General features: G+C 55.9%; 20 protein-coding genes. 11 read left to right on the forward strand and 9 right to left on the reverse strand.

The genetic code is table 11. The features are described from left to right. Positions 1-221 precede the first annotated feature (221 nt). The 9 genes from VLX68_03910 (at position 222) to VLX68_03950 (ending at position 9,236) form a co-directional block, all read left to right on the forward strand. Entirely contained in the window at positions 222-530 is a 309-nt protein-coding gene (locus VLX68_03910) for an acyl carrier protein (protein ID HUI91374.1), read from the forward strand. Beyond that, on the forward strand, positions 502-906 hold the full coding sequence (locus VLX68_03915; protein ID HUI91375.1) for a 4'-phosphopantetheinyl transferase superfamily protein: 405 nt from the start codon (positions 502-504) through the stop codon (positions 904-906). The genes VLX68_03910 and VLX68_03915 overlap by 29 nt, the downstream gene beginning before the upstream one ends. Continuing rightward, positions 903-2,243 carry a radical SAM protein gene (locus VLX68_03920; protein HUI91376.1) on the forward strand — a complete coding sequence of 447 codons (1,341 nt, stop codon included), beginning with the start codon at positions 903-905 and terminating at the stop codon, positions 2,241-2,243. The genes VLX68_03915 and VLX68_03920 overlap by 4 nt, the downstream gene beginning before the upstream one ends. Positions 2,244-2,802: 559 nt before the next feature. Further along, positions 2,803-4,932 (forward strand): hypothetical protein, encoded by a 2,130-nt coding sequence (locus VLX68_03925; GenBank protein ID HUI91377.1) that lies wholly within the window; start codon positions 2,803-2,805, stop codon positions 4,930-4,932. Further along, positions 4,932-5,792, forward strand: a complete 861-nt coding sequence (gene nadC, locus VLX68_03930) for a carboxylating nicotinate-nucleotide diphosphorylase (protein HUI91378.1) — start codon at positions 4,932-4,934, stop codon at positions 5,790-5,792. Before VLX68_03925 ends, nadC begins: the two co-directional genes overlap by 1 nt. A 10-nt stretch (positions 5,793-5,802) precedes the next feature. After that, complete coding sequence (locus VLX68_03935; protein HUI91379.1) at positions 5,803-6,549, forward strand: biotin--[acetyl-CoA-carboxylase] ligase; 747 nt, start codon at positions 5,803-5,805, stop codon at positions 6,547-6,549. Between the two features lie 25 nt (positions 6,550-6,574). Next, the gene (locus VLX68_03940) at positions 6,575-7,357 is read left to right on the forward strand and encodes a type III pantothenate kinase (protein ID HUI91380.1); all 783 of its coding nucleotides are present in this window, start codon (positions 6,575-6,577) and stop codon (positions 7,355-7,357) included. A 334-nt stretch (positions 7,358-7,691) separates the two neighbouring features. Next, positions 7,692-8,645, forward strand: coding sequence for a CsgG/HfaB family protein (locus VLX68_03945; protein HUI91381.1), 954 nt, complete (start codon positions 7,692-7,694; stop codon positions 8,643-8,645). A 12-nt stretch (positions 8,646-8,657) separates the two neighbouring features. Further along, complete coding sequence (locus tag VLX68_03950) at positions 8,658-9,236, forward strand: hypothetical protein (protein ID HUI91382.1); 579 nt, start codon at positions 8,658-8,660, stop codon at positions 9,234-9,236. A gap of 73 nt (positions 9,237-9,309) precedes the next feature. Here the strand turns inward: VLX68_03950 and VLX68_03955 are convergent, their stop codons facing one another. Genes VLX68_03955 through VLX68_03965 form a run of 3 tightly spaced genes read right to left on the reverse strand, consistent with a single transcriptional unit; the run spans position 9,310 to position 11,768 of the window. Beyond that, complete coding sequence (locus VLX68_03955; GenBank protein ID HUI91383.1) at positions 9,310-9,594, reverse strand: hypothetical protein; 285 nt, start codon at positions 9,592-9,594, stop codon at positions 9,310-9,312. A gap of 46 nt (positions 9,595-9,640) precedes the next feature. Next, entirely contained in the window at positions 9,641-10,222 is a 582-nt protein-coding gene (locus tag VLX68_03960) for an RDD family protein (protein ID HUI91384.1), read from the reverse strand. A 7-nt stretch (positions 10,223-10,229) separates the two neighbouring features. Beyond that, positions 10,230-11,768 carry an NAD(P)H-hydrate dehydratase gene (locus VLX68_03965; GenBank protein HUI91385.1) on the reverse strand — a complete coding sequence of 513 codons (1,539 nt, stop codon included), beginning with the start codon at positions 11,766-11,768 and terminating at the stop codon, positions 10,230-10,232. A 105-nt stretch (positions 11,769-11,873) separates the two neighbouring features. Between VLX68_03965 and thpR the strand changes: the two genes are divergently transcribed. After that, positions 11,874-12,413 carry an RNA 2',3'-cyclic phosphodiesterase gene (gene thpR, locus VLX68_03970; GenBank protein HUI91386.1) on the forward strand — a complete coding sequence of 180 codons (540 nt, stop codon included), beginning with the start codon at positions 11,874-11,876 and terminating at the stop codon, positions 12,411-12,413. 177 nt (positions 12,414-12,590) lie between these two features. Here thpR and VLX68_03975 read toward each other — a convergent pair whose 3' ends face one another. The 5 genes from VLX68_03975 to VLX68_03995 all read right to left on the reverse strand — a co-directional run bounded on the left by VLX68_03975 (position 12,591) and on the right by VLX68_03995 (position 18,859). Then, entirely contained in the window at positions 12,591-13,334 is a 744-nt protein-coding gene (locus VLX68_03975; GenBank protein HUI91387.1) for a PHP domain-containing protein, read from the reverse strand. Between the two features lie 421 nt (positions 13,335-13,755). Further along, the gene (locus VLX68_03980) at positions 13,756-14,499 is read right to left on the reverse strand and encodes an FKBP-type peptidyl-prolyl cis-trans isomerase (GenBank protein ID HUI91388.1); all 744 of its coding nucleotides are present in this window, start codon (positions 14,497-14,499) and stop codon (positions 13,756-13,758) included. 96 nt (positions 14,500-14,595) lie between these two features. Beyond that, positions 14,596-17,394, reverse strand: a complete 2,799-nt coding sequence (gene ppdK, locus VLX68_03985; protein HUI91389.1) for a pyruvate, phosphate dikinase — start codon at positions 17,392-17,394, stop codon at positions 14,596-14,598. A 599-nt stretch (positions 17,395-17,993) separates the two neighbouring features. Continuing rightward, entirely contained in the window at positions 17,994-18,536 is a 543-nt protein-coding gene (locus VLX68_03990) for an OmpA family protein (protein ID HUI91390.1), read from the reverse strand. An 89-nt stretch (positions 18,537-18,625) separates the two neighbouring features. Next, a complete protein-coding gene (locus VLX68_03995; GenBank protein HUI91391.1) occupies positions 18,626-18,859 on the reverse strand; it encodes a hypothetical protein in 234 nt (77 codons plus the stop codon). Between the two features lie 86 nt (positions 18,860-18,945). Here VLX68_03995 and VLX68_04000 point away from each other — a divergent pair, with 86 nt between their 5' ends. Further along, the gene (locus tag VLX68_04000; GenBank protein HUI91392.1) at positions 18,946-19,125 is read left to right on the forward strand and encodes a hypothetical protein; all 180 of its coding nucleotides are present in this window, start codon (positions 18,946-18,948) and stop codon (positions 19,123-19,125) included. Positions 19,126-19,238: 113 nt separating this feature from the next. On the opposite strand, the gene VLX68_04005 is transcribed toward VLX68_04000, so the two are convergent. After that, positions 19,239-20,219, reverse strand: coding sequence for a radical SAM protein (locus VLX68_04005; GenBank protein ID HUI91393.1), 981 nt, complete (start codon positions 20,217-20,219; stop codon positions 19,239-19,241). Between the last annotated feature and the right edge of the window lie 196 nt (positions 20,220-20,415).

Consider the following 20,415-nt stretch of genomic DNA (forward strand, 5'->3'; position numbering starts at 1 on the left):
TCGATAAGCATGTTTTTCTTTGTGGCCCATAGGAGATAACCCCTTTCTGCTTGGGTTACCTTAATTATGAGCCTACGAATTAAAAACAGTATGTATCCGATAGGTATTCGGTTACATTTAATTTGAGCCTACGCGCCGGTCCGGGAAACGAAGTATTTTATTGAACCTTAAACCACTATAGCGTATAATAGTTGTGATATCGGTACCGGGAGAAGCCCTCAATGGCAGCGTTGGACAAAACAAATGATGAAGAAATCCGGCGGCTGGTGTACGATTTCTTCGCCGAAGAATGCGATATTGACCCGTCGAAGCTTTCCGACAGCACCAACATCATCGAGGAGCTCGAGGGAGACTCCCTCATGCTGCTGTCGCTGCTCGAGATCGTCCGCAAGAGGTACGGCCTCAAGATAGAGCTCAAGGTGCTCGGCAAGCACCTCATGAAAAAACCGGCCAACACCATCGGCCAGGTGGTGGAACTCACGCTGAAAATTGTGAGACACGGTGACAACATCGTTAACGTGGACGTTTGATTCCCGCCTTCCGCTGCTCTCCTGCGGCATTGATTCGGAGCGCGTTGCACGCTTTGGAAAATGGCGCAATGATAAAACAGAATTCCTGCCGTTCGTATTCACCGAAAGAGAGCGATCCCATTGCCGGATGATGCATAATCCGGCGTTCGGCCTGTGCGCGGCGTTCTGCGTGAAAGAGGCGCTGCTGAAGGCAATCGGCCGTGCGTACGACTTTACCGATTGCGAATTTCTCTACCATAAAAATCCGCGAAAATGCCGGTTATCGATTGCGGGAAAAACACGCGCTCGGATGGAAAAAATTCATCCAGTCGCAAAGCTTCTCAATCCGGTCGAAGGTCAAATGTCCGCCATCATCTATCTTTTCGGCGGCGTATGAACATACTTCTGATCAACCCTCCACGGTCTCCAGAAAATGCGATTCTGGCGCATGCGCCCGAGGCCGCGAAGCGTTTCATCCACAAGAAGCTCATCGGCCCGCCGCTCGGACTTTTGACCGTTGCGGCGGCGGTGAAGGAACACAATGTCACCGTTCTCGACACGAAGGCCGAATACGACAGCAATCCGCATGCGCCGGCATTGGAAGCGCTTGTCCGGCAGTACTGCGAAAAAACCAAACCGGAAATCATCGGCATCACCTGCATCGCGTCCGAATTCCCGGACAGCATGAGAATACTGGAAAGCGTGAAACAATGGGACCCCGGCGTGCTCACGGTCGCGGGCGGACTTCACGCCTCGCTGTGCCCGCAGGACTTTGCAGGTACTCTCGTGGACATTGTTTGCTCGGGCCAGGCGGGCCAGACGTTCCGGGAGATTGTGAGTGAGCGGGCGGGAAAACGAGAATATCTTTCTATCGGCGGGACATATGTTAACACGCCTGCAGGGTTTCAACAGTCACAATGCCCGCCGGGAAAAATTAATGCCGTTGTAGATGATCCTATTCTTCCAGACAGGTCATATATAAAACAATGGCTCCCTGCCTACCGGATGCCGCACAGCGAAAAAAACATCACCTACATCAACACTTCCTACGGATGCCCGTTCAAATGCTCGTTCTGCTCCATATGGCCGCAGTGGAAGGGCAGGTATTTCCTGCGCGACACCGAGAGCATCATCGCCGAGCTGCGCTCGCTTGAGGATTACGGCATCGTGCGCTTTGCAGACGCGAATTCGGTCATCGACGAGGCGTACACGCACCGCTTGTTCTTCCGCATCGCCGAGGAGCGGCTCGACAAGGAATTCGTGATGGACATCCGCGCCGACACCGCGGCGAACAACCCGAAGCTCGTGGAGCGCATGGCAAAGGCGGGCCTCAAGGTGGCGATCTGCGGGTTCGAATCGTTCCGCAAAAGCGAGCTTGACGCGTATAACAAGCATTTCGACCCTTCGCTCATCCGCAAGGCGGTTTCGGTGTTTCACGACAACGGCGTGCAGGTGCGCGGCAATTACGTGGTCCCGCCCGATTACGACGAGCAGGACTTCGATGCCCTCGCCGTGTTCGCCGACGCCCAGCGCGTGACATACGCGGGTTACACCGTGCTCACGCCCATGCCCGGCACGGAGCTTTATTCGAGCCTTAAAAATTCCATCATTGATTTTGATCTCAGGAAGTATAATTTCTTCAACTGCGTGCTCAAGACGAAGCTGCCGATTGACAAATTCCACGAGAAGGTGGGCGCGCTGTGGCTGATTAAGAAGGGTAATGAAGTTGCGTGATCGCAAGATTCTACGCTATAAATAAAAATTAAATTGGGCGTTTGCCTCCGGCACCGGCCCTTCCCTCCGGGCTCGGCTTAGGCCTCGTTGCCGGACCGCCCGATGCCGCTTTGCGGCGGGGTCGGCCGGCAATGCGCTCCAGCGCACCCTACAGTCCGGCCTGGCGCGGCGGCGAAGTTCTATTTAATCACCAACCTGTCCGGGCGCCGATCGAACATGGCGATCACCTTCAAGCAATCAATTTTTTCCCTGCTTCCACCGTGTAAAGCATGTGCTGTCACTTACGGATCGCCAGCCACCCAGGTCTCCGCAGACAACGAGACTCCGGCGCCAAAGAGGGGGTGTGCCCCCGGATCACCGGCGCATCCCTGATTGTAGAATTCCAAGGTATTCGGGATGCGCCGGAAGCCGGGGGCCAGGGGGAGAGAGACCTCTCCCTCCAAATATTTTTGATATTTTCATGCCTTTCATATATTCTAATCCCGCCACTTAACCATTTGAGAATATTATTTTACCTTTTAAGGAAACTTAACTGTCTATTTTCAGAGCGCCGGCTTTCATGAAAAAATCCATGATCACCATTCTCACCTTCTCGCTCTTTGGTCTTGCCACGAATGCATTCGCCCAGAATAGTATCAAAGTTTCCTCGCTGGACGGCAGTGCAAAGGTGCAGCATGCCGGAAAAAAAGACTGGGACAATCTTTCGGCGGGCGCGCCGGTGCTCGACAACGACATGATCGAGACCTATTTCCAGACCCGGCTCGTGATGCAGCTGGGCAAGGGGAATTCCGCGATTCTGGGCCCGAACACCAAGGCGCTGGTCGGCGTCCGCATGCCGCTGCAGCAAAACGGCGAAACAGTACTCAACATCAGCCTGACGCTTTTCAGCGGAGGCTGTTTTATAAAGGCAGTCTCCAAATGCCATGTCAGTATATTCACGTCAAATGCGATCGGTGAGACAGACAGCGGCTCGCTTTCCGCAACGCTGGATCTAAAAACCGGCGAGACCTCGTTTGAGGCCCTTGACGGCTCGGCCAAAACCAGGGCAATTTCCCAGGAAAAAAGCATAGCGCTTTTGCCCGGGCAGACCACCGCGATTTCCTCCGGAAAGGAGCCGACGCAGCCCCAGCAGATAACCGCGGGCCACGTTTCGGCGCTCAAGCGCCTTTTCGGCGAAAGTCCCATCGACTCCGGGCTCAGCGCCGCAGGGGTGAGGCCGGGCGCGGAGCAGGCTCCCGGGCCCTCGGTAGTTTCGCCGGGCATGGGACCGCAGCAGGCGCCGACTGATCAGACGAGATACAAACCACAGTTCAGCGAAAACAAAATCTGGGGCGCCATCCTTGACGACCAGGAAAAGAACGGCATTCACTATTCCTCGTTTGCCAAACCAGACGTTTACGACGAGCGGTGGTTTACCGTGGAGGAATCGAACGAGGCGGCGTTTGCGGCCGGCCATACGTTCCCGCGGTTCATGCTCACGCCGTCGTTTTCGAGCCAGTATTTCGGCGCCGGCCTGCGGGTGCCTGTTGCCGCGAACCATACCGGTAAAATCGGCATGTATAATTTTTCGTCCGCAAGCGGCGTGCTTGATCTGATCGATCATGTCACCCTGGGGCCGGTCGGCGATTCCACGTATCTTTCCCTCGGGCCCATCCATGATTATACCGTCGGCAACGGGACCGTGGTGGACCATTTTAGCAACGGCAACCCGTATTCGCTTTTCCATCCGCTGGGACTTTTTCTGCAGGCCAGGCTCGGCGACTGGTGCCTGCAGGGGTTCAGCGCCGACGTGTCCTCGTTCACCATGGACGGCATATACCTTTCGTACGATCCGAACATCTATCATTTCGGCGCCGGTTTCTTTGTCGACGCAAACCAATACTACCAGGGCGGCGCCGACTCGATCGGATACCGGTTTGTCACGCTTCCCAAATCGGACTCGGCGACCGTGCTGCTTGACGCGGTGAACTACGCCCGCGTGTACCAGCTCGATTACGGCATAGACCTTGTCACCGAATATGATTTTCGGCTCAACCTTGCCGCCGAATTCGCCCAGAAGGTGGTCCAGGTCCATAACGACGGATATATTTTCAAGGGACCGATCGCCTCCCTCACCTGGAAGAACATCCTTGTAAAAGCCGATTTCATCGCCGAGGCCGGCCGCCTGGTTGCGGGTCAGTATAACGACGTCTACATGTCGAACCGGGCGCGCGTCGACACCGCGGGAGGCCATGACACCCTCATCACCCAGAACACTCTGCTTTCCCCCCGCAGGCGGTCGGGAAAAATCGAGTTTTTCTTCGGCCTGAGCCCGCACAAGGGCATCTCACTTGACGCATGGTACAAGCAGAACGTGTACGGCAAATACCTTCTTGCCGCGGACACCAATTATACGTCGGCGGATTTGGACGCCGGGATCTCCCTTTCGGTCAATGACGGCCTGTGGAGCCCCATTAAATACGGCTCGGTTTACTTTAGGCAGACGCACGGCGGGCTGTACCCGCCCCGGGGCCTGTTTCCGTCGTGGGGCACGCGTGCGGGATTTGACGTGGTCACCAACCCCATCCTGTTCGGCGTTGGTTTTGCAGCGGGTGCCTCGCTGTATTATCTTGACCTGAATTTCAACAACGCCGTTGATCCCTCCGATGACGTCATGGAATGCTATCTCGCCGTCAGGTACGGCTTCTGATGAATCCGCAAAGCAGGCACCAGCTCGCCGCGCTCATCAGGGGAGCCCTTGCGGAAGATCTCGGCCGGGCCGGCGACATCACCTCCGCCGCGCTGTTTGACGCGAAGAAAACCGGTAGGGCCGCGATCATTTCCAAGAGCGCGGGCGTGCTGTCCGGCGTCCAGATTTTAAAACCGCTGTTCGGCAGGCTCAGCCGTTCGCTTTCTGTCAACGTCCTTCTCAAAAACGGCGCGACGCTTTCACCCGGAGGCCGCATCTGCGAACTTGCCGGCCCGGTGCGGGCCATCCTCGCGGGCGAGCGCGTGGCGCTTAACTTTCTCCAGCACCTGAGCGGCGTGGCCACGGCGGCAAGCACCCTGGCGCGCCTGATATCCCATACCAAGGCACGCCTCCTTGACACAAGAAAAACCCTGCCGCTCCTGCGCGCGCTTGAAAAGCAGGCGGTGGTCCACGGCGGCGGATTCAACCACCGCTTCGGCCTCTTCGACATGGTGCTTGTCAAGGACACGCACGTGAAGGCCGCGGGCGGCGTGGGCCCCGCGGTGCGCGAAGCCCAGGCCTTCGTTAAAAAGCGCAAACGCGCATTGGCGATCGAGGTCGAGACCCAGTCGGTGGCCGAATTCATGGAGGCGCTCTCACTCCGGCCGCAGCGGATCATGCTCGACAATATGAGCGTCGCCGACATGGCCACGTGCGCAATCCTCAGGGACTCAAGCGCCCAGGTCGTGGAACTCGAGGCGAGCGGCAACGTTTCCGCCGACACCATTGTGAAAATCGCGGAGACGGGCGTCGACTTTATTTCGGCCGGCTCGATAACCCACAGCGCGCCGGCGCTGGATATACATTTGGTAATTGAATGATGATTCTCTGATGATGGATTCCTCTATTAAAAAGATTCGTTCCCTTCCCGTTGTCGAACGGCTTTATCATTTCAACAGCATTCCCTCCACCAACACCTATGCGAAAGGCCTCAAAGAACTTCCCGCAAAAGGCATTGTGGTCGTCTGCGCGGACCGTCAGACCGCGGGCCGCGGCCAGCGCCAGAACACCTTTTTCTCCGGCGCAAAGGGCGGCGTTTTCGCGAGCCTGGTGTGTCCCATTGCCGGCATAGAAAAGCATTTTAACCATAACCGCGCCGTAAGCCTCGCCATCTACGACGCGATCAAAAGCGTTTGTCCTGCAGCGCGGCTCTCCATCAAATGGCCGAACGATATTTACTGGGGTGATAAAAAAGTGTGCGGCATCCTTCTGGAAAATATTCCGCAGAGCAACGGGCATATCGTGGTGGGTTTCGGGATCAACGTCAACATCGAAATGAAAACATTTCCCGAAGACATCCGCGGCATCGCGACGTCATTGTTGATCGAAACCGGAAAGAAACACAACGAATACGCGCTTTTACGAAACATCCTTGAATGGTTCTGGAGATACCTTGGCCTTGATTCCGCAGCGGCGCATATGCTTTACATGCACCGGCTTTACAAAGTGGGAGAGAGGTGCGAAGTGAACGGACAGAAGGGGGTTTTTGAGGGAGTGCTGGAGGATGGAAGGATGAGGCTGAAAATTGAAGATAAGGAGATATCTCTTTCGTCAGGACCGGTGAGGTTTAATTCTTGACTTGGCATCCATATATTTTAATGTCATGAAACAGAATCTTGTCCTTGCCCTTGACATCGGAAACACCAACACCCATTTCGGGCTTGTTGACACGAGCGTCCTTTCCTGCAAAGGCTTCTCGCAGTTCCCCACCGCGGATATCGAAAACTCGCTTGTCGTCTCTCTTAGAAAGCTGATGGATTCGTCATCGTTATCACAGGTCCCTCCCCTGGTCATTTCCTCTGTGGCGAAAATAAACAGGGAAGATATTTCCCGTGATCTTCATAGCGCCGGCTTCCCGTCAACTTTGTGGCTTGAACCAGGCGCGGGATTTCCCTTTTCAATCGTCTATCAAAACATTTCCTCGCTCGGTGCCGACCGGCTCGCCAATTGCCTTTACGCACATGAAGCGCGCTCGGGACAAAGCAGCATCATCATAAGCGCGGGCACGGCGATAACCGTGGATTTTCTGAAGAACGGAAAGGAATTCTGCGGAGGGACGATTCTTCCCGGCATTTTCACCCAGCTTAAAAGCCTGCACGATCACACGGGCGGCCTGCCGCTCATCGAGCTTGACGAGGGCGCGACGGAATTTCCCGGAACGTCGACGCGGGCTTCGATGGTTACCGGCGTCACCTACGGCACCGCGGGCGCTCTGTCGTTTCTCGTTGAACGGTACAGGCAGCAGTTCGGGAGCGGCGCGAAGGTGCTTGCGACCGGCGGATCATGGAACCTGGTGGAGAAGCTGGTGACGTTTGATTTCAGGTATGTGAAGGAGATGACGCTGGTCGGAACCGGATTATTCTGGACACACCATTCCCAAGCGTGACAATACTGCTCGGCACGCTCCTGCATCTTTTTCTTTCCGGTGCTTATTTATGATCCGCCTTGCCTGTGGCTGCCTTTCTATCCTCTTTGTAAACTTTGAGCTGGCATCCTTTTTTCCTTATACATTATAAAAAACATTCAATCGCATTTTGCCGGTGCATTAATTCAACAGACGCAAAAACGCGTCTCTCTCCGATTCTCATTCCAGCCTGATTTTTTAATTTAATTGACATAATTACAATGTTTTAGAACTTATCCGCCTCTCATTGGCATCAGCTTTGCCGTCCCCCGTCAGTGTGGTTCGAAAAAATTTTTCAATAAACAAAGGAGCGGAAATGAACGCAATGAAAATAATGCTTCCGGTCATTGTGCTGGAACTGCTGCCGATATTGTGCCCGGCGCAGGAAAAGCCGCGCATCGCCGTTCTGCAGTTGAAAAATGAAAACGCCGGGGCCCTGGAAGCCACGGTCATGACGCACTTGCTCGAAAACTACTTTGTCAATACCGACCGTTACACGGTGCTCGAACGCCGGGAAATCAACCAGGTGCTCAGCGAACAGGCCGCCGGCTTTGAAGTGGCGACCGACACCGATGCCGCTCGGTTCGGCAAGCTCCTCAAAGTGCAGGACGTCATCACCGGCACGCTGATGGTTTTCGAGGGGCGCTATCTCTGCGAAGTTCGCATGATCAACGTCGAAACGTCTTCCATCGAAAAAAGCTGCACCGAAACATGCGAGACCAACGACAGCTTCGCCGTCGCCGCAAAAAGAATCGTTGAAAAAATCAGCGGGGAAACAATACAAAACGCCGCCCCGCTTTCGCCCGAGGAACAGCCGGGCACCGCCGGAGAAGTCAAGGAACCCAGGGAACTGGCGCATTTCCGCGGCGCCGGCCTTTCCTCGGACGACTGCGACCGCTTCCTGAAATCGGGCCTGTCCCTTGACGCATGGGCTAGAAAATCGCGCACCTCCCCCTTGCTGGCGGGCTGCCTTGGCATGCTGCCGGTGGCAAGCGGGCATTACCTGACCCGCAATTACGGTCTGGCGGTATTTTTCTCCATTGTCAAATCACTTTCCCTGGTCGCCATCAGCCAGACCGCGGGTAAAAATGACGAACGGCAGCAGTGGGCCATCGGGTACGCCGTGGCGTGCGGCGCTGCCACGGTTGCTGACGTCATCACCTCGGCGACGTCGGCCGCGGCATTCAACAGCGGCCTCGACAAACTGTCGCAGGTTTCAATGGCGAACCCTTGCAATAATCCCGGACTTTCACTCACCATCACTTTTTAAAAGGAGGACATCATGAAAACGACTTTCGTCCGTTTCGCAGGCATCATCGCGCTGCTGGGAATCGCGGCAACGGCCAGCGCAAACGTCAAGCTCACGCCGTCCGAGAACCATACCATGTACGGCGTCGGGCTGTGCGTTGACCAGATCCCGGTGTCCATGGCGACCCTCACCATTCCGCTCTCCTATTTCGCGTACGAGCGGCAGTTCGCCAAACCCACCAACCTGCTCCGCGGAGGGCTTGAAATCGGCGTGTTCGGCTTTTACGGGATCCTGCCCATACCCGAAGTCGGCACGAACTTTTACGTCTTCGGCGAGGACCGTACCTTTCAGATCAAGATCGGGTGCAACGGGTTTTATGATGTGTTCGTGGGCGGCCACGGCGGGCTTGCGGTCAAAACGGGCCTGATCGCCAACAACCGGTTCGACTTTGACATCATGGTGGTGCCGCCGGGGCTGGCCACGGATTCCCGGCGTTCCTATCAGGAGGCGCTGGGGCTTGAATCAAAGGAAACGGCGGACGCGTATTACGCAGAACATCACTACCATATAAAACTGCCGTATTTCGGGCTGCTTGTCGGTCTGCGGTTCTAAGGTAACGGGACCAATCAAAAAGCCGTTCCGGGAAGAAACGGGACGGTTTTTTTAATTGACAGCCGGTAATGTTTTATCTTTTTTTGCGCCGGAACGCGCCGAAAATCCCGCCGCCGAAACCGCCGATTCCCAGCATGAACCCGAAATCGTACCAGCGGCCGGCATTGGGAAAGGCGTAGATCCTGATGTCAGTGAACAGGCTTACAATGAATGTTATGGGCGCGATGAAGCCGTGCAATAGGCCTTTCCAGAAACCGGGAAGGCCGTGGCCGAGAGGGAAGGGCTGGTGGGCGCAGCCGGCAGAAATGAGTACAATACTGAGTATCAGGATGATGATAAATAGTGCAGAGCGATTCATAAATTTTTCTTTCTTTATGTGGGCTGTGTTACAGCACGCAAAATGACTATGGAGCAATATGAAAATCCTTCATAATAGGAACTGACATTTTGTCAACAACATAACTGTCCGCCAGAAAATCATGGACGGCTCTCTTCTTTTTGTTACATGCGATAACAAGGCAATCAACAAATATTAAAAAGGAAGAAAACGAGTCAATAAAATTCATCGGCCCGGCATAAGTAGTAATCATTTTTGACGATTCATTGATGCCGGTATATACTATACCATCCGGAATATGATGAAAAGCGTACATTTGCTTCAAGACGGTCGCAACTGATGAAAGAAAATAAGGCAAATAACGTATCAGAGCCGATTGAACGGAAAGATATCCGCCATTTTTATAGACGATGCGGTACCCCAGAAAAAGCTTCCCCGGCGTTCCGCCAAATTTCGTCAAAAAGAAAATGTAAAAAAAGTAAATGAGTGCAGCAGTAATGATTGCCGGGACAACGGTTTTGTGATTAAAATTGAACTTAATAAGTGGGAAATTAAAAAGGATGACCGGTAAAAGAACCACACCATCAACAATCATTGCAACTACCCGCCGCCAGAATCCTATGTAGGTAATGGTTGTTTCATTTTCCATTTTCCCCTCACTTTGCAACTGCCTTCATCGCCTTGTAAATATTCCCCTCAACATCACCCGCCACCATCGAATATTCCCCCAGCTCCTTTGCCGCCTCGTCCCCCGCCTTTGCATGGAGGTACGCGCCGAGGACCGCCGCGTCGGTGACGGAGCAGCCCTGGGCCGCAAGCGACGTGATGATGCCGCTCAGCACGTCGCCGCAGCCGGCGGTCGCCATTCCTGAATTGCCGTAAGGCGACAAGTACGCCTTTCCCGACGCCTCGGCAATGATGGTCGGGTTCCCTTTGTAAAGGATGGTCATTGAGAATTCCTCGGCCTTCTTTCGCAGCTGTTCTATGATGCCCGCGGGTTCCGGGGGCATGGCGCCGAACAGCCGCTCCCATTCGCCCGCATGCGGGGTGATCACGAGCGGCGCCTTGCGGCCGCCGAGCAATTCGGTTTTTCCCTTGAACGCGTTGATGCCGTCCGCGTCAAGCACCACGGGTGCCGGACATTTGCCGACAAGAAGCCGCACCAGCTTGCCGGTTTCCTCGCTGTGCGAAAGGCCGGGGCCGATACAGACGGCACTCGCCTTTTTCATGAGTTCCAGTACCTGGTCCGATGCGGAAAACGCGGCAGCGCCGCCCGGTGTTTCTTCCATGGAATGGAGCACGACTTCGGTGAGTTTGGCCGCAAGCACGGGTATTGCGCTCTTCGGCGACGCCAGATGCACCATGCCGCAGCCGGTGCGCAGGGCCGACATGGACGCGAGCGTGGCGGAGCCGGTCATGCCCTGCGATCCCGCCAGTATGAACGCCACGCCGTGGTCGAATTTGGAGCCTGCCGGCTTTCGCAAGGGCAGCATTTTTTTTAAATCGGCGTATTCGGGAAGAAAAATGTTGGACCAGTATTTTTCAACAACAGGCTGCGGATATCCCAAGTCTTTTATGTAAAGAGCGCCCACGTTGGCGCGGCCGGGATAAAAGTATGCGCCTATTTTGGGAAACCCCATGGTGACCGTTGCGCCGGCCCTGATGCAGGCCTTGGCCGGCACTCCCCTGTCGTTGTCCAGGCCCGACGGCGTGTCAACCGAGAGCACCGGCACGTTCGCGCCGTTGATTGCCTCAATAACCTCTGCGTGGAACTCATGCGGCTCGCCTTTGAGGCCGGTGCCGAGCAAGGCGTCGATGATGAGACTGCATTGGGAAAGGTTGCCCAGGTCCGCCACGTCGTCGAGCACGAGAAAATTTCCCTCGCCGGCGTCGTATGCCTCGAAGGCGAGCTTTGCCTCGCCCTGCAGCTCGTCGGGCTGGCACAGCACGTAGCACATGACCTTGTATCCCGCGTCGAGCAGGAGCTTTGCAGCGGCAAACCCGTCGCCGCCGTTGTTGCCCTTGCCGCACACGATCACGATGTCGCCGCTCCGCGGCGTGGGCACCAGGCGGCGGGCCGCGTCGAACAGCCCGGCCGCGGCCTCCTTCATGTACGAAAACCCCACGGACGTCTTGCCGCCGATTATCTTTTCGTCAATCTTGCGCATCTGCGCAACGGTAAGGACAGGAATCATGGTTGATCCTTTTCAAGAGTCTTTTCGGCCGGTGTCATGAATAATATAGTAGAGAGCCGCCTAAAGTCAAATAGGCGACATCCGGGAACAACTATTTTATAATTGATGCACCGCCTGTTCATCGCAATAGACTTTCCCGACGAGACGAGGGATGCCATCGCCAACATCTGCTTTGGCGTGCCCGGCGCAAAATGGGTTTCCAAAGACCAGTTGCATCTCACCATCCGTTTTATCGGCGACGCCGACGACGGCCTGTTTTCGGAAATCGCCCAGACCATGCACGACGTGAATGCTTCCCGCTTCAATCTCACGCTCAAGGGCGTGGGATATTTTCCGCCGCATAAAAAACCGAACGTGCTCTGGGTGGGCATCGAGCAAAGCGAGGGGCTCATGCTGCTGCGCGACGAGGTAGAAGGCCTGTTGGAAGAGCTCGGGCTCGAGCCCGAGGCCAGGAAATTCAGCCCGCACCTGACTGTTGCGCGGCTGCGCCCGGAGGCGCCGCTCTCGAAAATCACCGGATTCTTATCCGCGAACAATCTTTTTAAGGCGGAGGACGTGCCTATCACGGAATTTCATTTGTATTCGAGCGTGCTCATGCCGGCCGGGGCGGTGCATACGATCGAGGAATCGTATCAATTGTTGTAGTTGGCAGTCGACGGAAAAAGCGGAAAGTTGAAGGTTGAAAAATGGAACATGATTGATTATTTGTCAAGTAAATTTTATTCTGTTTTCGCTGACCGCTGAAATCTGACAAGTGACCGCTGTTTTCTGACCGATGACTGCTGACCACTGACCGCTGTTTTCTTCCGCTCTGTCACTTTGTTACTTTGCATCTTTGTCTCTTTTTTGAATCCACAACCGCTTCACCTTTCTTCTCTCCTCCACAAATGCAAACGCCGATTCGGCCGTGGAATTGACGACGAGCTTCTCGGGAAACCCCGCCGCCTTCAGCAACGGCCGCACCGAATCGTCGCGGCCGACCTCGCCGAGCGCGTGCGCGTCGGAGTTCACGGCGACCCTGCAACCGGCGCGTTTGCATGAGTCAAGCAATTCGATCATGCGCTCGGGCATGACGCGGCCATTCAGCACTTTGGAGTTATTGCATTCCAGGGCGATCCCGCGCTCCTTTGCGAATGCGGCGAGCCTGTCGAATTCCAGCGGATAGTGCACGTCCTCGGGATGCGTCACGATGTCGACGAACGGGTTCTTTTCGAGGGCGCGCAGCAGAAGCGCGGTGTTGTGCCCCGGCGGTTTTCCTGTTGGAAGAGGGGGATGCAGGCCGAGCAGGACGATGTCGGCGTATTTGAGCATCTTTTGCGGAAAGTCAATGTCACCTTCGTCGGAGACAATGTTGGATTCGAGTCCCTTGAGCAGCCGGATGCCCTCGACTGGTTCTTTCAACCTGTCCCAGAACGTGGTGGGCGGCCCGCCCTCGAGCTTCGGGCCGTGGTCGGTGATGGCAAGCGCGACAAGTCCGCGCGCCTTTGCCGTGGCCAGCATTTCGACAATTGAATGCAGGCCGCATTTGGAGAAGTGTGTGTGGGAATGGAAGTCAACGGAAAGCATAATGGTTGTTTGTCAATTTTACTTTCAAAAATAAGACTGGGCGTTCCGCGGCTTCGCCACGATAACCTCACCCCGGCCTACAGGCCACCCCTCTCCCGCAAGAAGAGGGGAAATGCTTTTGTTTGTTTTTGTTTACCCGGGGCGCTGCCCGGGCTATAAATATTTCGCGCTTACAGGGCTCACACAAAACTACCAACTATTTTTCTGAACAACTGCCGCACGCGGGTGCGCCCGGCAGATGTGTGAAGCTTGCAACTGCAGGTACCCGGCCGCACCCAGGAGGGGGTAGCGGAGGACCGGTCGCGCAGTTTTTCAGGCACGAATCCGGAGAAAATATTATAGCGCGACCGGGCCGAAGCGAGGGGGAAACTTCCACCGCCAGATTATTTTTTTGTCAGATTTATATCCAAAAGACAATTTCTTACTTTATATGCTGCACCACCGCCGGCGAATAATCTTTGTTCGGTTGCACCGACAGCACCTCCACCTCGAAAATGAGCGTCGCGTCCGGACCGATGTCCGGGGCCGCGCCGCGCTCCCCGTAGGCGAGGTTCGCGGGCACAAACAGCTTGGCCTTGGTGCCCACGGGCAGAAGCTGCAGGCCCTCGGTCCATCCCGGGATCACCCTGCCCACCGCGAAGGTGGAGGGCTGCCCGCGCTTGTAGGAGTTGTCGAATTCCTTTCCGTCAACAAGCGTGCCGCGGTAATTCACGGTCACCAGGTCGCTCGCCTTGGGCTTGGGCCCGGCGCCCTGCTTCTCGATCATATATTGGAGGCCCGAGGCGGTGGTGATCACGCCTTTTTCGGTCTTGTTCTTTGCCAGAAATGCCTCGCCCTCCTTGGAGTTCTTTTCGCCGAGCGCCTTTGCCTTGGCGGTCTGTTCCTCCTGCACGGTTTTTGAGAACTCCTGCTTCACCCGGAATGCCTCCTCCGGCGTGAGCAGGGATTTCTTTCCCGTCAAGGTGTCTTCGATGCCCTGGAACAGCGCGGCGCGGTCGATGGTGAGGCCCATCTGCTTGAGATAGGCGCCCATGTCCTGGCCTATCGTATAGCTCACCTTCTGCTGCTTCGACGACAGCTCGGTCATCCGCTGCTTTGACGAGCAGGAGAAAAGCGCCAGGCATGCGAGCCCTGCGCAAGCCAGGATTATAAGTGATTTTTTCATGAACGCGGCCCCGTTTCTATTGATTGAGGTGAAGAAAAAAGCAAGACCGGTTGATCTTGCTTTTTTCATAGTTGCCGACACGATTTCCGGCCGCGCTTACTTTTTCCGTTTCGCAACCGGCTTTTTCGCCTTTGCCGCCTTTTTCGCGGCAGGCTTTTTCAACTTCTGCGCGTCTTCGACGGCCGCCTGCGCGGCGGCGAGCCGCGCAATGGGAACGCGGAACGGCGAACAGGAAACATAATTCATGCCCACGCGGTGGCAAAACTTCACCGAATCCGCGTCGCCGCCGTGCTCGCCGCAGATGCCCACCTTGAGCTTGGGCCGCACCGAGCGTCCGCGCTCGATGCCGATCTTGATGAGTTCGCCGATGCCCTCCTGGTCGATGGTCTGGAACGGGTCGGCAAGCAGGGTCTTCTTGTTGAGATAGTCGGGCAGGAAGCTGCCGATGTCGTCGCGCGAAAAGCCGAAGCCCATCTGCGTGAGGTCGTTGGTGCCGAACGAGAAGAACTCGGCGGTGGAAGCCATTTTGTTCGCGGTGAGCGCGGCGCGCGGGATCTCGATCATGGTCCCGTACATGAACGGGATATCCTTGAGCCCCACCTTGACGCACGCTTCCGGGTATACCCTGTCAACGATCACCTTCTGGTCGTTGATCTCCGCGACTGTGCACGTCACCGGGATCATGATCTCCGGATAGGCCTTCTTGCCCTCCTTGATGAGCTCGCCGGCCGCTTCGAGGATCGCGCGCACCTGCATCTCGGTGATCTCGGGATAGGTGATGCCCAGGCGCACGCCGCGGTGGCCGAGCATGGGGTTGTTCTCGCGCAGGCCCTCGGCGCGCTTGTGCAGTTCCGTTTCGTCAACGTGGAGTTCCCTGCCGAGCGCGGCGAGCTTATCGGCCGCGTGCGGCACGAACTCGTGCAGCGGCGGGTCGAGCAGCCGGATGGTGACCGGCCTGCCGCCCATGGCCTCCATGGTGGCCTTGATGTCGTTTTTGACATACGGGAACAGCTCGGCCAGGGCGGCCTTGCGCTCGTCGAGCGTCTTGCTCATGATCATCTTGCGCAGCAGGAACAGCGGCTTGTCGGAGCCCTCGCCGTAGAACATGTGCTCGGTGCGGAACAGCCCGATGCCCTCGGCGCCGAACTCCACCGCCTTCTTCGCGTCCTTGGGCGTGTCGGCGTTGGTGTGCACGTTGAGCACGCGCGCCTTGTCAACGAGCGCCATGAAGTCTTTGTAGGTGGCGTTGGCGGCAAGGTCCACGTCGATAAGCGCGAGGCCGCCTTCGTACACGAGGCCCTTGGTGCCGTTGAGCGTGATCCACTCGCCCTCGCGCACGGTATGGCCTTTCTTGGTTGTGAAGTGCTTGTTGTCGCCGCCGATCTCGATGTCGGCGCAGCCCACGATGCAGCACTTGCCCCAGCCGCGCGCCACGAGCGCCGCGTGCGAGGTCATGCCGCCTTTGGCCGTGAGGATGGCCTGGGCCTTGTGCATTCCGTCAACGTCTTCGGGCGACGTCTCCTCGCGCACGAGGATCACCTTTTCGCCCTTCTCGGCCCACGCAACCGCGTCCTTGGAGGTGAACACGGCGCGTCCCTTTGCGCCGCCCGGGCCCGCCGGAAGGCCCTTTGCGATGGGCGAGACCACGGCCTCGGCCTTGGGGTCGATCATGGGCAGCAGGAGCTCGACCAGCTGGTTGGGCCCCACGCGCATGATCGCGGTGTTGGCGTCGATGAGCTTTTCTTTGTACATGTCAACGGCCATTTTCACCGCGGATACGCCGTTACGCTTGCCCACACGGCACTGCAGCATGTACAGCTTGCCCTTCTCGATTGTAAACTCGATGTCCTGCATGTCCTTGTAATGCTGCTCGAGCGCCTTCTGAAAGCCGAACAGCTGCTGGTAGCATTCCGGAAACGCCTTTTCGAGCGTGGCCAGGTGGCGGCTCTGGTCGTTGGCCGAGTTCGCGTTGATGGGCGCCGGGGTGCGGATGCCCGCCACCACGTCTTCGCCCTGCGCGTTGATGAGGTATTCGCCGTAGAAGTGGTTGTCGCCGTTGCCCGGGTTGCGCGTGAACGCCACGCCCGTTGCCGAATCCTCGCCCATGTTGCCGAACACCATGCTCTGCACGTTGACCGCAGTGCCCCAGTCGTCCGGAATTTTTTCGATGCGGCGGTAGTCGACCGCGCGCTTGCCGTTCCAGCTCATGAACACCGCGCCGATGCCGCCCCACAATTGTTCCTGCGGTGTTTCCGGGAACGACTGGCCGAGCTGAGTCTTCACCATTTGCTTGAACTCGGCAACGAGCGCCTTGAGGTCATCGGCCGTGAGGTCGGTGTCGCTCTTGTAGCCCTTCTGCTTTTTCACTTCCCCGAGCCTCTCGTCCATCAGCTTGCGGATTCCTTTTCCGCCCGGAAGTTCGATGCCGGCGGCTTTTTCCATGACCACGTCGGCGTACATCATCACGAGCCTGCGGTATGCGTCGTAGGCAAAGCGCGGATTGTTGGTTTTGGCGATGATCCCCTGGATGGTGGTGTCGTTAAGCCCGATGTTGAGCACCGTGTCCATCATACCGGGCATGGAGCGGCGCGCTCCCGAACGAACCGACATGAGCAGAGGGTCGGAAGGATCGCCGAACTTTTTGCCCATGATCTTCTCGACTTGGGCCATGGCCTTGTTCACCTGGTCCTTGAGTTCCTTGGGAAAGGTTTTCTTGTTGTCATAATAGTAGGTGCACACTTCGGTGGTGATCGTGAATCCGGGGGGCACGGGAAGTTTGAGCGCCGGATGTCCGGCCATTTCGGCAAGGTTCGCGCCTTTGCCGCCCAGAAGGTTTTTCATCGACTCGTTGCCGTCGGCTTTGCCGCCGCCGAAGAAGTACACATACTTAGCCATAAGGCCTCCTGCTGATTTGATATGGGTAATGGTAAAAAATGTTGGCGAAAAAGAGTATCAAAAATATATGGTTTCGAGAGTGTTTTCAATTATTCTGTGTTTTATAATAGTATAAGAATTTGGGCGTTTCCCCGTCGCATAGGGGCGGTTCGCGAACCGCCCCCTACGCGACGGGGTCGGCCCTCCTTCCTAACGCTGGAGCTAAGACATTCTTGCCGGCCTTGTTTTACTCCCCCTTATCAAGGGGGAAACCGCCGAAGGCGGAGGGGATATTCCGCAGCGGTTGCGTTGCGAAGGTGCGGCGCCTTGAAAGCGTAATTGTAGAAATTCTTTTTAATGAAGAAATTATTTGGACATTAATTAATCTTAATTCGCTCGAAACGAAATTAACAGGTGACCGGAGTCGCTGCTGTTTGTAAAGAAAAAACTGTTCGCCGACGCGTTAGGGGCGACTGCAGGGTGCGCTGGAGCGCATTGCCGGCCGACCCCGCCGCGAAGCGGCATCGGGCGGTCCGGCAACGAGGCGAATAGCCGAGCCCGGAAGGAGAACCGACCCCGCTTGCATTTATGCAAGCGGGGGAACGCCCATCTTTTTAAAATTATTTAGCGAGTATCTTCCACTCAACACGTCTGTTTTTCGCATGGCACGACTCGTCGGCGCCGCAATTGGGGAACGCGGGCCGTTCCTTGCCGTAGGAGGTGATTTCCATGCGTTTGTCGGGGATGCCGTAGGTGGTGAGGTAGTTCTTCACGGTGCGGGCGCGGCTTTCGCCGAGGCCCACGTTGTATTCGGCGGAACCGCGCTCGTCGGCGTTGCCCTCGATGAGCACGCGGATGGCGGTGTTGCTTTGCAGAAAGGGCGCGATCTTCTCGAGCTTCGACACACTCTCGGGAAGCAGGTCATACTTGTCGTATGCGAAATAGACCGGGACCAGCACTTCTTTCATCTTGCTGTCGAGGTCCTCCACCTTGAACGAATCGCTGAGCTGCACGGCCTGCTCTTCGGCGGGCTTGGGCGCGACGGTCTCGGCCTTGGGCTTCTGCAGGGGCTCCTGCACCTTGGTCACTTTCTTCGCGCATCCCATTGCGATCAACAGACAGGCGGCAACGGCCGCTGCAATCATTGCTGTTCGACGTACCATGATAAACCTCCTCACTGTTTTTAACAACCGGTTTTCATTCATTAAAATATCAAAAAATTTGGGGAACTGCAAACATTACCTTGCATTCATCAGGATTTTTTTGCCCCGGCGGTTATGCTCGGAAGCTCGAGCCCGCATTTCGCCTCGGCGACGCGGCGGCATGAAACGCCGGTTATTTCCGCCGGCGTTCTTGATGCCGGCCACACGGCGGCACTGTTGATTTTTTCTTTTTTCGCGGCGCTTTCGATTGAGGCGCAGATCGGATCACCGTCGCGCAGGCGCATCACCACGACCCTGCCCGCCTTTCCGATTTCATATTCCATGCGATATCCCTTTACGAATAAAAGCAATAATTATATTATTAGTACAGGAAACAGTTTTTTTCACCCCACGCTACGGATCGACAACGATGCTCTTCAAAAAAAGGCCGTCCTGGTACTGGTTGACCATGTGGGCCCTGGTGTTTGCCGGGTTCCTCTACAGCATTGCCCGCTTCTTTCTGCACGCCGTTGACAAAGAAACGCGCGAAAAGCCCAGAAAGCAGGTCAAAAAGTCGACATCCTCGCCGTGGGAAGAGCTGTTCGTTTAATGCGTTGATGCGTGTGTGCGAGAACGCGTAAATGCGAATAAAATCATACTCTTCTTTTTAATTTGTAACATCTTTCTCGAATTTTCGCTTGCACGCTTTCCCGCGTTTTCGTTTTATTTCCCGGTCAACGGTTCACTCTTCCTTGTCTTAAAATCGATGCAGAAGCTTTCGTCAAGCGCCAGAATTTCCTGGAAAAACCCGTTGAACCCGAGCCGCTCGCAGTAATACTGCACCGTTTCGTATTCCCGCCGTGAAATGCCGCGACGCAGTTCGGGAAAATTGTCCGCCTTGAACATGGGCCGGAACTGCGCCATGAGGCTTATGAAAATATCGGCCGGATCGAATGTGGCGGCGAGGAATTCCAAGACTTTTTCGGAAAACGCCCTTCCCTCGGGCAACACAAGATGCCTAACGCACATTCCCCTGTACGCGATGCCGTCTTTATCCGTTTTGAGCGGCCCCACCTGGCGGAACATCTCGCGTATGGCTGCCTGGTTGTTTTCCACGTAATCGGGCGCTTTACAATAGCGCATTGAGGATTCGTTTGACCCGTATTTCATGTCCGGAAGGTAAATATCAACCACTCCCCGAAGCGGCACAAGCGTCTCGGCCAGTTCATAGCCGCTTGAGTTCCAGACAACGGGAAGCCAAAGACCTTTTGACGCCGCGATTTTAAGCGACCGGAGAATGTTCGGCAAATAATGCGTGGGCGTCACGAAGTTGATGTCATGTACGCCCGTCTCCTGAAGCCAGAACATTTTCTCCGCAAGCTTCTCTTCAGAATAATGTTCTCCCTCGCCCTCCTGCGAAATCTGATAATTCTGGCAGAAGCAGCAGCGCAAAGAGCAAAAGGAGAAAAACACCGTGCCCGAGCCGCGCGTTCCCGAAATGGGAGGCTCCTCGCCGTGATGGGGGAAAATGCTTGAGATAAAAAGTTCAGAACCCGCGCCGCAGATTCCTTTCTTTCCCGCACGCCGGTCTACGCTGCATTTGCGGGGACAAAGCATGCAGGGAGATGCAAGAGATTCGGCGGCGGAGATGCGGGAGTTCCAGTCGGATTCGGAAAGAAAGGTGTAGGAGGCGGGATGGATCATGATAGGGCGAAAAATACTTTAACCCGAATCATTCATGAATTTAAAAAAATCCCTGTAGAGACTTATACCAATGCCCTCTAGTATTGCCCAAATCCCAAGCCCCAAGCATCGACAGAATCCTTCGAAACTAAGTGCAAAGTCGCCTACTGCAGGGTTTAACAAGTCTGATGCTTGATTGGCTTTCAACTCTGTACGT

The organism is Chitinivibrionales bacterium (assembly GCA_035516255.1).
GTDB lineage: Bacteria > Fibrobacterota > Chitinivibrionia > Chitinivibrionales > FEN-1185 > FEN-1185.

What these genes read in the sequence shown, in the direction of transcription:
- VLX68_03940 (HUI91380.1), top strand. Translation starts at nt 6,575, where the DNA reads ATGAAACAGAATCTTGTCCTTGCCCTTGACATCGGAAACACCAACACC.
- VLX68_03955 (HUI91383.1), bottom strand. Translation starts at nt 9,594, where the DNA reads ATGAATCGCTCTGCACTATTTATCATCATCCTGATACTCAGTATTGTA.
- VLX68_04005 (HUI91393.1), bottom strand. Translation starts at nt 20,219, where the DNA reads ATGATCCATCCCGCCTCCTACACCTTTCTTTCCGAATCCGACTGGAAC.
- VLX68_03910 (HUI91374.1), top strand. Translation starts at nt 222, where the DNA reads ATGGCAGCGTTGGACAAAACAAATGATGAAGAAATCCGGCGGCTGGTG.
- VLX68_03920 (HUI91376.1), top strand. Translation starts at nt 903, where the DNA reads ATGAACATACTTCTGATCAACCCTCCACGGTCTCCAGAAAATGCGATT.
- VLX68_03965 (HUI91385.1), bottom strand. Translation starts at nt 11,768, where the DNA reads ATGATTCCTGTCCTTACCGTTGCGCAGATGCGCAAGATTGACGAAAAG.
- VLX68_03975 (HUI91387.1), bottom strand. Translation starts at nt 13,334, where the DNA reads ATGCTTTCCGTTGACTTCCATTCCCACACACACTTCTCCAAATGCGGC.
- nadC (HUI91378.1), top strand. Translation starts at nt 4,932, where the DNA reads ATGAATCCGCAAAGCAGGCACCAGCTCGCCGCGCTCATCAGGGGAGCC.
- VLX68_03925 (HUI91377.1), top strand. Translation starts at nt 2,803, where the DNA reads ATGAAAAAATCCATGATCACCATTCTCACCTTCTCGCTCTTTGGTCTT.
- thpR (HUI91386.1), top strand. Translation starts at nt 11,874, where the DNA reads ATGCACCGCCTGTTCATCGCAATAGACTTTCCCGACGAGACGAGGGAT.
- VLX68_03950 (HUI91382.1), top strand. Translation starts at nt 8,658, where the DNA reads ATGAAAACGACTTTCGTCCGTTTCGCAGGCATCATCGCGCTGCTGGGA.
- VLX68_03995 (HUI91391.1), bottom strand. Translation starts at nt 18,859, where the DNA reads ATGGAATATGAAATCGGAAAGGCGGGCAGGGTCGTGGTGATGCGCCTG.
- VLX68_03935 (HUI91379.1), top strand. Translation starts at nt 5,803, where the DNA reads ATGATGGATTCCTCTATTAAAAAGATTCGTTCCCTTCCCGTTGTCGAA.
- ppdK (HUI91389.1), bottom strand. Translation starts at nt 17,394, where the DNA reads ATGGCTAAGTATGTGTACTTCTTCGGCGGCGGCAAAGCCGACGGCAAC.
- VLX68_04000 (HUI91392.1), top strand. Translation starts at nt 18,946, where the DNA reads ATGCTCTTCAAAAAAAGGCCGTCCTGGTACTGGTTGACCATGTGGGCC.
- VLX68_03990 (HUI91390.1), bottom strand. Translation starts at nt 18,536, where the DNA reads ATGGTACGTCGAACAGCAATGATTGCAGCGGCCGTTGCCGCCTGTCTG.
- VLX68_03960 (HUI91384.1), bottom strand. Translation starts at nt 10,222, where the DNA reads ATGGAAAATGAAACAACCATTACCTACATAGGATTCTGGCGGCGGGTA.
- VLX68_03945 (HUI91381.1), top strand. Translation starts at nt 7,692, where the DNA reads ATGAACGCAATGAAAATAATGCTTCCGGTCATTGTGCTGGAACTGCTG.
- VLX68_03980 (HUI91388.1), bottom strand. Translation starts at nt 14,499, where the DNA reads ATGAAAAAATCACTTATAATCCTGGCTTGCGCAGGGCTCGCATGCCTG.